The sequence below is a fragment of the Planctomicrobium limosum genome, from assembly GCF_051465645.1.
Classification (GTDB): domain Bacteria; phylum Planctomycetota; class Planctomycetia; order Planctomycetales; family Planctomycetaceae; genus Planctomicrobium.
In genome coordinates this window covers 2118082-2131167 of record NZ_CP195790.1, presented here as the reverse complement: position 1 = coordinate 2131167, position 13086 = coordinate 2118082, and the positions used below count along the sequence as shown (strand labels likewise).

The 13086-nt window shown below is 52.4% G+C and carries 7 protein-coding genes; 2 read left to right on the top strand and 5 right to left on the bottom strand.

What is annotated here, in order from left to right:
- Positions 1 to 107 precede the first annotated feature (107 nt).
- Positions 108 to 2093 (bottom strand): hypothetical protein, encoded by a 1986-nt coding sequence (locus SH527x_RS07940; RefSeq protein ID WP_437194120.1) that lies wholly within the window; start codon positions 2091 to 2093, stop codon positions 108 to 110.
- A gap of 231 nt (positions 2094 to 2324) precedes the next feature.
- On the opposite strand from SH527x_RS07940, the gene SH527x_RS07935 reads away from it, so the two are divergent.
- Together SH527x_RS07935 and SH527x_RS07930 are read left to right on the top strand one after the other, a co-directional pair.
- The gene (locus tag SH527x_RS07935) at positions 2325 to 3497 is read left to right on the top strand and encodes a tetratricopeptide repeat protein (protein WP_437194119.1); all 1173 of its coding nucleotides are present in this window, start codon (positions 2325 to 2327) and stop codon (positions 3495 to 3497) included.
- 960 nt (positions 3498 to 4457) lie between these two features.
- Complete coding sequence (locus tag SH527x_RS07930; RefSeq protein WP_437194118.1) at positions 4458 to 5102, top strand: RraA family protein; 645 nt, start codon at positions 4458 to 4460, stop codon at positions 5100 to 5102.
- Between the two features lie 255 nt (positions 5103 to 5357).
- Here SH527x_RS07930 and leuS read toward each other — a convergent pair whose 3' ends face one another.
- The 4 genes from leuS to SH527x_RS07910 all read right to left on the bottom strand — a co-directional run bounded on the left by leuS (position 5358) and on the right by SH527x_RS07910 (position 12294).
- A complete protein-coding gene (gene leuS / locus SH527x_RS07925; RefSeq protein ID WP_437194117.1) occupies positions 5358 to 8303 on the bottom strand; it encodes a leucine--tRNA ligase in 2946 nt (981 codons plus the stop codon).
- Between the two features lie 357 nt (positions 8304 to 8660).
- Complete coding sequence (locus SH527x_RS07920) at positions 8661 to 10043, bottom strand: hypothetical protein (protein ID WP_437194116.1); 1383 nt, start codon at positions 10041 to 10043, stop codon at positions 8661 to 8663.
- Between the two features lie 432 nt (positions 10044 to 10475).
- A complete protein-coding gene (locus tag SH527x_RS07915) occupies positions 10476 to 11540 on the bottom strand; it encodes an alanine racemase (protein ID WP_437194115.1) in 1065 nt (354 codons plus the stop codon).
- Between the two features lie 451 nt (positions 11541 to 11991).
- On the bottom strand, positions 11992 to 12294 hold the full coding sequence (locus SH527x_RS07910; protein WP_437194114.1) for a hypothetical protein: 303 nt from the start codon (positions 12292 to 12294) through the stop codon (positions 11992 to 11994).
- Between the last annotated feature and the right edge of the window lie 792 nt (positions 12295 to 13086).

The following is a 13086-nucleotide window of genomic DNA, read 5'->3' as shown; positions in this document are numbered from 1 at the left end:
GTTGCAGGATCAGCAGTTCAATAAAACAGGCTGCCATCTCGATTGAGGTGGCAGCCTGTTGTTCACTTACTGATCTGCTTAACTTCGCTCAGCTTCACAAATCTCAATTATTGTGCAGCTGGAGCAGCTTCTGTTGCAGCAGGAGCCTCTGTTGCGGCTTCTGCTGCTGGTGCGGCCTCAGTTGCCGGTACCGGTGCCGGTGCCGGAGCAGGTGCAGTTGCTGATGCGGCAGCTGGAGCAGGTGCCGGTTCTGTTGCAGCAGCAGGTGCAGTTGCCGGTGCAGCCGCAGTGGCTGGAGCCGGTTCTGTTGCTGGTGTCGCTGCGGGAGCAGGGGCGATCTCGGTTGCTGGAACTGGCGGAGCCGGCACCTTGCTTACCGATTCAACTTCTGCGTTACTCGGAGTCGGCTGCATTCCATCATCCTGTGCGACTGGGGCACAGTTATTGGTGACACAGCCATTTTGTGCTGTCATGCAGTTCACTGGGACATCAACCAGAATCGTTTGAGGAACGAGCTTGCATACCTGAACGTCGACGGTCTTTTCGACCTGATAAGGAACCTGAACCGTATACTTCTGGGTAACGGTGTTTCTCTCGGTTTCGTACTCGACGTAGGCGACTTCAACCTCGCGTGTCTTCGGAACACAGACTGTTCTGGAAACGGTGCGAGTCTTTTCCACTGGAACAACTTTGTTCACAGTGATTGTCTGTGACTGAGTTTCCGGGCGATACTCGACGACATCGTAATCGTATGCAACTTCGTCAGCGACGCGACGGCAGACTTTGTGGACTGCCTGTTTGACTTCTGGTCGGCAGACAGTGACGTCGTACTCGTAAGGAACTTCACGAGACACCTGACGGCAAACTTTGCGAACAACCTGTCTGACTTCTGGTCGGCAAACAGTGACGTTGTACTCGTAAGGAACTTCACGAGAGACCTGTCGGCAAACTTTGCGGACGACTTCCTTCACTTCTGGTCGGCATGAGTTGAAAGTGTAGGTATATGGTTCTTCAACTGTCACCGCTCGACGGACAGGAACGTCACAGGTCTGGGTTTCAGCCTTACAAACGGTCACGGTGAATTCGTAGGGCTCTTGAGTGCAGACAGGTTTGCAGACAGTGTACGGAACCTGTTCCTGAACGATGTTTGGCTGCCAGACACGGACGCATCGGGTGCAGCAAGGGTTGTTTGGATCTGCAACCTGTTGCGTTTCCCAGCTTCCGGCATCCCGGCAAACTGTGCGTGTCATTGTTTGCTGTTCGTTCTTCCACACTGGGCGGAATCCGGAACGCACCTCCTGATGAGGAACATACCTGGTGAACTGCTGTTGAACGGTCTCGTCAACGTATTTCACAACCATGCGGGTTGCTTGACGTTCTTCCTGAAACGGGACCATGACAGTGACGTTCTCTTTCACGTCGTCCCAAACAGTGTCATAGACCGTACGGGTGGCAGTTTTCGTTTCGGTGTGTTGAACCGGAACAGTGACGTCCACGGTGACATCTTCCCAAACCTGTTCATAGACAGTTCGGGTGGCGGATTTCTTTTCAACATGCGGAACCATGACGGTGTAATTTGTTGTCACGTCATCCCACACGTTGCGATAGACCGTGCGTGTTCCTGATTTTTTTACGGTGTGAGGAACCATGACGGTTCGCTCGATGGTCTTTTCTTCGGACTGATTTTCGTAGGCTGTGTATGGGACTTCTGAAGTCTGAACTTCATTCTCATAGTACGTCACGGTTTGTGTACGCGTCTTACTACGTGGAACCTGACGGCAGACCTCGTAGGTCTTTTCCTTTTCTTCAGTGCGCCATTCCGTCACTGAGACAGTCCGTTGCTCGGTCACTGTCTGCGGAACCTGAATTGTCCTCTCGACTTTCTGCGTCGTCACCTGTTCACAAGGGCCAGAAGCACATGGTCCCTGATCACATTGTGATGGACAACAATTCGACGGCTGAATCGCTGGAGCACACGGCTGTGCATAAGACAGGCGGTGCAGGCGACGGTGCCGGCCATGGTCACGCGCCTCGGCAGATGTGGTAGACCACATCATCGCCATGACTGGAATCATTAACCAAAACCGTTTCATAGAAAGCCCCCCCATACGCCTTCATTAAATCGTTGCACTTTCGAAGATAGCGACCGCTATATAAGTGCAGTCACTGTCGTTTGGGCCCCCCAGCCGATTTCGAAGTGCAAACCACAAATTTGTCAAAATAGGACATCTTTATCGTCATTTTGGCTAAAGTAAGACGGATTTGAGATGAGGCAAGGACGAAACTTGAGATTATTCTAAGAGTTTTCAATTTAGAGGATTGTTGTGAATAAGTGTTTAAAAATCTTTGCGCTGGTTTGCGCTGTCGTTTGCATTTTGCATGAAGCGAATCGAAACGCTCGTGCGGAATCAAACACGGTGATTGATCCTCCACAGCGGCTTCTGGTTGTGGCGGAGAAGTCGCGTACGATGGCAGGGAATGACTCGATCGGTAAGGTCCCGCGTGGGGCGATTATCAAGGTCACTCTATCGAATGCGAACTGGCGGTATTCACCTGAAGTGAAAGGGTGGATTCATGTCAGAGACACCATTCCCCTTGAACGGGCGATCACAGAGCTTGATGCCCGAATTATGAAGGAGCCGTCTGCGACGCTGCACCAGCTGCGCGGCATTGTCTGGATGTCTCGGGAGCAGTGGGCGAAAGCCTCTCAGGACTTTGAGAAGGCCTATGAACTCGGAGACAGTTCAACCTATCTCCATCACAATCTGGGCTTGTGCTATGAACGGCTGGGAGAGTCGCAAGCAGCGATGGAGGAGTTCGATTCGATCTTGAAGGTTTACCCGGATGAATTCCCGACATTGCTTGCTCGCGGGAACCTTTTGACTCAGGAGCGGCAGTTTGTTGCGGCATTAAGAGATCTTGATGCGGCGGCCAAACTCAAAGCCAGATCGTCAGATGTTCACAATTCTCGCGGTATTACTCTGCGGATGCTCGAACGTTATCCGGATGCGCTGGAAGCATATTCGACGGCACTTGAAATCAATCCCAATCGAGCCGACTCACTCTGCAATCGTGGATTCGTGAAGAAGAATTTGGGGGATCATCAAGGGGCATTCGCAGACTATGAAGCGGCTCTGAAGATCGCTCCAACTTCGAGTTCTGTGCGGAATGATCTCGCGTGGCTGTTAGCAACTTCCACCGTCGAGTCAGTTAAAAATCCGAAGCGTGCCGTCGAGCTGGCGGAAGCGGTTTGTATTGAAAGTGCCAATCGGGATGCCGACTATCTCGACACGCTCGCAGCAGCATTCGCAAGTGATGGTCGTTTCGATGCAGCAGTTGAGTCCGCAAAACTGGCGATCACACTTCAGACTGATGCCGAGGAGGCTGCCCAGATGAAACAGCGTCTGGAACTCTACGAGAAGAAACAGCCTTATCTTGAACAGGCGGAAGTCGGCGTGAAGGCACTTCGCCCGGCTCGAATTCCCGTAGAGGAATAAACAACCTGAACTGACCTGCATCTCAAGTCCGGCCTCGAAGCATCTACGGTCTGGTCACATGATAGACCGAACCGGTTTAGCGTCGGAACTGCGGAACTTCCCGACATCATCGTTTGAGGCAGGCGACGAATTGATGGTGTGTCGCCCAACCGGAAATTGTGGATGTCGCGAGCAGTGGTCCCTGGCGTTTGGTGGTTGACAGCTAGACGCGTTCTACACTTGATCCTGCGGTCGCAGGTACTTGGGCCCAGCTCGTCAACGGATTGCAGAAAAGCAGGCTGACGAAAATTGCGATGCAGCAAACACGGGCGATCATCTCAAGCTTGCCTTTGAACTCTGAAGGTGAGGTGGGATTTTGCGAGTAGTTCCGGGAGGCCCACTCTGATTCCATCTTCGGCAGGGAATGGAGCGGGGCACTATGGGAGGAAGTTGGCAGTCACGAAAACGGGGGCACTCGGGGTGGCGATGCCAGATTCGCTGTCCGTCGTGCTGCAGGGCTTGCAATCAGCATCTCGGACTGGAATTGGCGTGTTGCCGTAAAGAGAATTTACACCGACTACCAGTGTTGGCCGAAGAATGGTAACTTCCAGGCAATTTTTCTCTGCAAAATCTAACGTTCATCGTTACAGAACATTTCGGAGTAAGTCTCTCGCTGACTAGCAAGGTTTAACTTGCTACTCCATCAGTGTTTATCGGCGTTTTGAGAGTAAAGCTGATGATCTCTCAGATCTCTCTGGTTTGAGAGTCGTTGAGTTCATAACTGGTTGAATTTTGTACGACAAAAATGATAATGATTGGTTGATGAATTTGATGAAGCAGGGGGAGTAAGTGCGATTGGAATGAGTGCGTCATGCAGGATGCACTTAAGCAGTCCTTCGTCTGTTTCCTGTTTGTGTTGATGTTTTGCAGGTGTTCCTGAAAGGTTCAGGAGAATAGTCTTTACACTCCAGTGAGTTCGAAATGCCGTTTTCAAAGTACGAAAGCATTCTGTATTCCGCAGTTGTGAGTGATGCTCTTGATGCATTGGGGTATCGAAAGCAGGTTGCTGTTTCAGAGTTGCGTCCTGTGACGGTCAGTCGCACGTTGATTGGACGTTGTCGAACGACACTTTGGGGTGATCTGTTCCATTCAGATCCAGACCCTTACGCAAAAGAGCTCGAAGCAGTCGATTCTCTGACTCCGGGTGATGTCGTCATTGCTGCTGCTCACGGGTCGATGTACTCAGGGATCTGGGGAGAACTCCTCACGACCGCTGCTTCCAATCGCGGATGCACCGGCGCCATCATTGATGGTGCCGTTCGTGACGTTGCGAAGATGCGCGAGTATGGCTTCCCGATTTACGCTCGCGGGAATTGCCCACGTGATAGCCAGCATCGCCAACGCGTGCTTGATATCGATGTCCCAGTTGAGATTCTGGGTGTCACTGTTCGTGCTGGCGACCTGGTGGTTGCTGACGAAGACGGAATTGTTTTCGTCCCGAAAGAAGTTGAAGCACAGGTTCTGGAAAATGCGATCCAGAAGGTCTCTGCAGAGAATCGTGTTCGTGATGCAATCCGTAATGGAATGCTTGCCACAGAAGCGTATCGCACCTTTGGCGTGCTGTAATCGATCTGTCTGATTTAAGCGATGTGCATGCATTCCGGTGGAGTGCATGCACATTTTTATTTCAACTCTTCGTTTCAATTCTTTGTCAATTGCTCGCCGGCAATCTGGAATTCATCCTGCCTGCCTGGTTCTGCATCGCATATTGCGCAACAAAAAAACTGGCCCGCTGCAGGTCGCAACGAGCCAGTTTTTGAAGTGCTTCGAATTTGAGAACCGTCGGGCGATTCCCCCTAGGTCCTCAACTGCTGATTCAACTTACTTCACGACGAAGTTGACCATTTTCTTTGGTACGCAAACAACCTTGACGATTGTTTTGCCTGCCAACTGAGACTGCACGGCTTCATCGGCTTCCGCATATTTCTGCAGCGCTGCCTGATCTGCATCTGCAGGAACCTTGAGCTTGGTTTTCAACTTCCCGTTGATCTGCACCGGGATCTCGATTTCGGTCTCAACGACTTTTGTTGGATCGAAGACAGGCCATGGTGCGTAGGTCAGGGATTCCTTGTTGCCAAGCACTTCCCAAAGCTCTTCCGCAATATGCGGAGCGAACGGGGCGACGAGAAGAACGAACTGTGACAGGCACGATTTTGGGCGAACATCCATTCCTGTGAAGGCGTTCGTGAACTCCATCATGCGGCTGATCGCGGTGTTCAGTGACAGTTTGTCGATGTCATCGGAGACAGCTTTAATCGTCTTATGCAGGATGCGTTCCTGTTCTGCAGTCGGAGCAACGTCCTGAACTGCTGAAGACAATTGAAGCGATTCTGAGTCGTCATCGACGATCATTCGCCAGACGCGTCCGAGGAAGCGGTAGACACCTTCGACTCCGCTCATGCTCCATGGCTTCATCTGTTCCAATGGACCCATGAACATTTCGTAGAGTCGCAGTGAGTCGGCACCATATTGGGACACGACTTCATCTGGATTGATGACGTTGCCGCGAGACTTCGACATCTTGAACGCACGGCTTTCGACGACGATCTCCGGCTGATCTTTCAGCGCGAAACCTTCGCCTTTTTTCGTGACCTGCTCGGCTGTCAGTTTTACGACTTCGAGCTCTTCGCCGGTCTTCGGATCAATCAGTTTGCCATCGTCCAGCAAAGAGATGTCAAATCCCTTAGTGGAGACCCAGGTTCCTGATTTGGTTCGCAGGCCGGTGATCTCGGCTTCACCAAGAATCATCCCCTGATTGACCAGCTTTTTGAACGGCTCTGGTTGTGAGACAAATCCACGATCGAAGAGCACCTTGTGCCAGAATCGAGAGTAGAGCAGGTGCAGCACCGCGTGCTCCGCTCCCCCGATGTAGAGGTCGACTGGCAACCAGTACTTTTCGAGTTCAGGATCAATGAAGGTGTCGGAATTCTTGTTGTCGCAGAAGCGAATATAATACCAGCAGCTTCCGGCCCATTGCGGCATGCTGTTGGTTTCGCGTTTCAGGCGAACACCATCTTCGGCAGTCTTATAAAGCCAGCTGTCTGGAGCCCAGCTGAGCGGTGGATCAGGTGTTCCTTTTGGCTTGAAGTCTTCCATTTCTGGAAGAGTCACCGGCAATTCACTCGCCTCGACCGGGCGGATCTTCCCAGTCGGTTGGCCTTGCTCGTCGAGTTCATGCCAGATTGGGAATGGCTCACCCCAGTATCGCTGGCGAGAGAACAACCAGTCTCTGAGACGATAGTTGACGGCTGCTTCCCCGAGCCCTTTGGCTTTCAGGTTCTCTGCGATCTTCTTTTTGAAGTCGGCAGTGGTCAGGCCGTTATATTCATCTGAATTAATGGCGACGCCGAGTTCCGAGAAGACCCGGTCTTCGACTGATGGAATTTCGCCATCAGCTTTTCCGACAACAGGAATAATTGGAATATGGAATTGCTTGGCGAATTCCCAGTCCCGTTCGTCGTGAGCAGGAACGGCCATGATCGCGCCGGTTCCGTAGCTGATCAGGACGTAGTCGGCGATCCAGATCGGAATGCGTTTCCGGTTCACTGGATTGATGGCATAGGCACCGGTGAAGACTCCGGATTTTTCCTTCGCGAGATCGGTACGGTCGAGGTCACTCTTCAGTGAAGCCTTGCGACGGTACTCCTCAACAGCCTCCAGGTTCTCGCTGCTCGTGATTTTTCCAACGAGTGGATGTTCCGGAGCCAGAACCATGTACGTGACGCCGTACAAGGTGTCTGGTCGTGTCGTGTACACGCGCAGAACATTTGGCTCTGGATCACGGGGAACGCCGAACGCTACTCGCGCCGCTTTCCAGGCATCGAAGATCTTCTCGGATTCTGCTTCGGTGAGCTTTGTCTGCTTGAGCAGTTGAACACTGTCTTCGGTGTCGGTCAGTCCAACTCCTTCGACAAGGAAATCGACTTCCGCCCCGACGCTGCGGCCAATCCAGTTCCGTTGCAGCAACTTAACCGATTCTGGCCAATCGAGTTCTTCCAGTTCGGAAATCAGACGTTCAGCGTACGCAGTGATTCGTAACATCCACTGACGCAGGTTCCGTCGTTCAACCGGGTGATTCCCGCGCTCGCTACGACCGTCGGAAGTGATTTCTTCGTTTGCCAGCACGGTTCCCAGAGCGGGGCACCAGTTGACCGGAGCATTCGATTGATAGGCGAGTCGGAACTCATCCTGATAGTCCCGGATGGCGCTTTCACCAGCCTGAGTGACGTGTCGAGGAATTGGAAGATCGGAGATCGGACGCCCTTTTCCGACGCGTTCGACCCCGTTTCCATCAGTCCACTTGAACTCTTCGTCGTACCATGTGTCATACAGTTGGAGGAAGATCCACTGTGTCCACTTGTAGTACTCTTCGTCTGTCGTCGAAAGTTCACGGCTCCAGTCGTAACTGAAACCCAGCATTTTCAGTTGGCGACGGAAGTTGTCGATGTTCTGATAGGTGGTCACCCGAGGATGGGTTCCGGTATTGATTGCGTGCTGTTCTGCTGGGAGACCAAATGCATCCCAGCCCATTGGGTGCAGAACATGCATCCCTCGCATGCGACCGGTACGGACGACGATGTCGGTCGCGGTATATCCTTCCGGGTGGCCGACGTGCAGTCCGGCCCCGGATGGATAGGGGAACATGTCCAAGGCATAGAGCTTGCCTTTGGCGTCTGGCTGTGGGGTGCTGGACGTCACGAACGTCTGATGCTCATCCCAGTAGGCTTGCCACTTTTGTTCAATCCGCTTGGCGTCGTAACGAGGCATGGAGAATCGTCGGTTAAATAGAGGGGCGTAATCGCAATTTGGAATACGGCAGTTTATATGGATCAGCCGCAGTGTACCACGCTAAGCCAATCTGATGGTCCCCGGAATGGGATCAGAACCCGTGGCGAACCATTCTGAACCAGCTTTTCGACGAGTCGCAGTGACATATTTTGCCCAAAGTGCGAGGTTCGGGTTTGAGGAAAAACGTGAAAGAAGCCGCGTATCACAGGGACACGCGGCTTCTTTGCCGTCAGATGGTCATCAACGTTTACTGATTGATCTTGTCGTCTTCTGTCTCGTTCCATTCAATGTTGAGTCGCGCGGATGTGTCACGGCGAGAGGAGAGATCGCGAAGACTTATGCTGGTGGTTGGTCAGGCATTGGAGGAGCAGGTGGGCGTCGTTCGCCTTCACGCCGTTCCCCATCCGGGCGGTCTCCTTCCTGACGATCCCCATCACGTTTTTCCCTTTGTGGAGGGCGTTCGCCTTCTGGGCGTGGGCGGAAGCCTTCTTCACGTCGTTCTGGAGGTCCACGACGTGTATCTCGTCCTTCACGAGCACCTTCAGGTGGACGTTGTCCGGGTTCGCGCGGTTCACTTTGTTCGCGAGGGCGATCTGCAGGTGCTGGTGGTCGTCGATCAGAAGGGCCGCGATCTGCTTGAGGGCGGTCACCATGTGGAGCTTCTGGGCGATCTCCTTGCGGCTTTACCCCCGGAGGTGCATGACGTGGTCCGTGTTCGCCTTCGTGTGGGCGTCGGGCTTCAGGTCGTGGGCCACGGTCTCCCGGACCTGCCCCTCGGTGCTCAGGGGAATCCCGGTGGAATCCCGGCCCGTGGTCACCACGTGGTTCTGGTCGAGCGTCAGGACGGCCTGGTCCTTTGCCATCGTGATGGAATCCTCCTTGAACATCGCGTCGGCCAGCTTCAGGACGCCAGTTGTGACTTGGGCCGTGGCCATGTTCGCCAAACCGTGGACCTCGGTCTCCAAAATGATGCCCCGTTCGTTGCCCGGGTGTTCGATCGTTTGTGATGTAGAAGTTCTGCACGATGATTGTGCGTCCCTGAACTTCATGGCCGCGACCGCGATAGGAATTGCGACCAGAGAAATTCTGACCGTGATGCCCGTGGTGTGGACCTTTTTTGAAGTGGGAAGACTTGTGGAAATCAGAGCGTGGTCCACGATTTGTGTTCGAAGGACCGCGATGTGAGAAGTGTGGACCACGACGGGCGCCGTGCTTGCTTGGCCCTGATCGGTGGTGCTGGTGCGCGCTCTTCACTCGCTCTTTCAAGTGTGTGAGACCAGCTGAAAATTCTTCTTGGCTGAGTTGTCCGTTTCCGTCCTTATCGAGGCGTTTGAACAGTTCTTTGTGAACCTGTTCCTGAGCTTCTTTTGAACCACGGTGTTCTGGATGTTGCGGCCGCGAATCTGGTTTGCGGTCCGGGTGGGCTCCCTCTGGCCGCTTGCCGTCGAACTTGCTGGAGTCAGGTTTATTTCGCTTCTGTTCAACCGCCTCTTTCTCGGATCGTTCCCGATGTTCCTTTGGCTTGTCGGATTTGTCTTTTTCCTTCTTCTCCGAGTCAGACTTATCGGACTTCTTTGAATCCGTTTCTTTCTTGTCTGCATCCTTCTTTTCTACAGATGCTGCAGCCTCGGAGTCAGGTGAGTCAGCGAATGCGATTTGGCTGGCGGAAACGCCTGAAATCGCAAGAGCCAAAGAACTGAAGTAGAGAAATTTGCGCATAGGGGCGCTCCTTGGAAACGCAGGTAGTTACCGTACTCGTTGGGAAGCCGGTCAGTGTCGTAAAGAAGACGGCCGTCCTGGCCAGGTTTCGTGAATCAGCATCACGAAACATCTCCTGAAGGATGGTTTCATTATCTCAAAAAATGGCAGCGTTCAATGGGCAAAATCTGAAGGTGGATCTCATTCAAATGCCGCGGAAATTGATCGTTTGAGACGGGTGAACCAAGGCCGAATCTGCAAGTGTGGTTCACCATATCTGGCACCAGTTTTGTTTGTGCTGAGGACTCGATATTGAGTTGTTCGCAGCAGGTGTCGCCTGGTGTTAAGAGATAGAACACGCCAGAACGGAAATGGTTTCGCACGTTCTTCCAAGAATCTTGAAGAATGATTCTGAAGCGATTTCGAAGGAGAAACTCGCGGGTGTGAAATGCTTCAGCGTGCCCAGGTCCATTCCAGTCCCAGGTTTTTCATTCCATGGATCGTCCGGGAGAGGCGAAAGGCCATTGTTCCGCTGAATGGAACGACTTGCACCTGATCTCCGATGATCAAATCTTGTGATTCCGGGCCAAGCTGCAAGATGAGACTGTGATCGGAAATCCCTGTGACAGTGGCATCAGGGAGGGGGCGCCCGAATGAGGTTGCTCGAACCGCATTCTCAAGAACACCGTCTCCCAGAGTCAGTCTGCCAGCATTCAGGATCGCTCGTTCCAAGGTGGGGCGACTGACGACAGTGGCCATTACGAAGATGTTTGAAGGTGCAGCGGTTTCGAGAGGCATGCTGAAATCGGAACTTTCCAGCAGAGTCTCGGTTCTGATCTCTGTGATCTCAGGGATGTCGAAGAGAGGGCGAATGTTGCCTGATGCCGCAATCGACACGCGACCTGATTGGTGGGCGAGAGTTCGGGTGAGTTTGGTGAGCAGGTTCACCTGTGAGTGAATGCGTTTTGAATCATGTGATTCACTGGCGTCGATGTGTCCCAGATTTCCTGACGCACCGGCGATATAGACACTTGGGAGAGTTGCGATTCCTGTCGCCAGATCCCACGCATCAGGGCCCGGTCTCGCCCCGTATTGATTTTGGCCAATGTTGATTTCAATAAGGATTGGTAATTGCTTGTTCAACTTCTGCCCGAGTTCGGAGATGAGTTCCGCCTGAGCAAAGTGATCACAAATAAAGGTGAGATCGAAGTCTCGACTCAGGTTGGAATATTGGGCGAGTTGCGGGGGTGTCACAACGATGTCGGAGGCAATTAGAGCGCAAGTGTTGTGATCGAATTGCGCAAGAGAAAACCGATGGGAATGAAGTTGAAAAGATGGGGGGGCTGTAAACCCGCATGCACCGGAACTCAATGCGAGTTCTTGGATGGCAGGCAGGATGACTTCGTCGCCACCGGGAAACCATTTCTTCTGATGTTGTGAGCAGAGCGCGCCCACCTCAGCAAATCGCAATTCGAGGTGATTGAGGTCAAGGCAAAGGGCAGGCGTGTCTGGGATCATTGGACAGTTGTGAATCTGAACTGGCTGCGGGCTTGGAAATTCACGGATTCGTCATCATCCGGCCGTCCCGACGATGTTACAGCAGGTGGGGGGGAATTCGAATTGATTTTCAAGCGTTTTCGCAGCTTTGATTGCCGGCACGTTTCCCTGTGATGGGGCTCACAACCAATAAAAAAACCGGATTCCCGCCAATTTGGTGGGATTCCGGTTTGAAGTCGTCAGCATGGAACTCGCACTCAACCTTGAGTTCACCAGCACATCCATGTCATGGCGAGTATTTCTGCGATTTGCGTTTCATTCGCTGGCACTTGGAGTTACCACTGCCCAGCGATGAGATTCTCTGAGAACACGTGCAAACGCAACAGGAGCGGACTTGATCCAACCCATCGGATTTGCGAAGGCCATCGGCTCAAATGAGTTTCTGGCTCAGGTGCGTCTCGATCTCGGCGTCTTAGAAGTCGTCGTCGATATCGAAGTGACCGCTGTTATCCGCTGGGAAACTTTCCAGTGAATCAGCTGGTCCGTGATCGTAGCAGTCTTCATCGTGCCACAGAGGAACGCCAGCAGCATAACGCGCGGCGAGCATCTTCACTTTATCCTCAGAACCTGGCTTGGCTCCGGTTGGATTCAGTGGGTCGATGTTGGCTAGGTCCAACACTTCAACAAATTCGAGATCCTGTGCATCATCATCAAAGGACAACTCGGTCCCAATGGCGACATCAACGTCAGGATTGACCTCGAAGGAAAAATCCATACAGCACGTCTCCCCTCTAAGCTTTGATTCCGACAAAAATTTTCGATTAAAAAATCGCAGTTAGCCAAAAGCCAACAACAAGAACGCTTCCGCACTACCGGGCAGGCCCCCTCCAATAGGTTCTGCGCGATGATGCACAGATGCCTGGTAGTTTTGTCCTTAAAAAGCGACCCCTGAAAAGCGATTGAGTCGCTATGCAACTAGGAAGCTCATCGGCGGCAACATGAACTGGCTGACTGATTTTGATTTTTTCTCGGTCAGGCGGTTGTGTCAACAAAAAAAGCTGTTCTCGTACGCGATTTCCGAATTTGTAAGGCTATTTCGGCCGGTCTAAGTCCTCCCCCAATCAGAGGAAGACGTCATCCTGCACCAAAACATTACTTCGGATACGGACGACTGTCTTCATAATCTTATTTTTGTCGTGAGAAACGGAATCTTTGTACTGGGGAATCCGCAAAGTTTCCTCCTCTTTCTCAAATGCCCATGCCATCCGAGTTGGCTGATTCAAAGTTGAGTTATGGGTGGGTTGGTATCGAGTTTTACTGATTTCTCGCCGGGACTGTGAATGCATCAAAATGCGTCGATAGTAAACTGTAAATCATGCGCTGGAGTTTATTGATGGATGTCGTCGGAAGTTGTATTCCTATGTTGGGAGGGAAGGGCTGGGCGACTTGTATGGATGTGAATGGAGATGCCTGAAAAAGAAGTCGCGCAAGGGAATTCAGGCTGAGGTCGATTCAGGTGACGGTTGCTTAAGGTATTTCCACGGGATTCGATACAGCGAGACCGGAA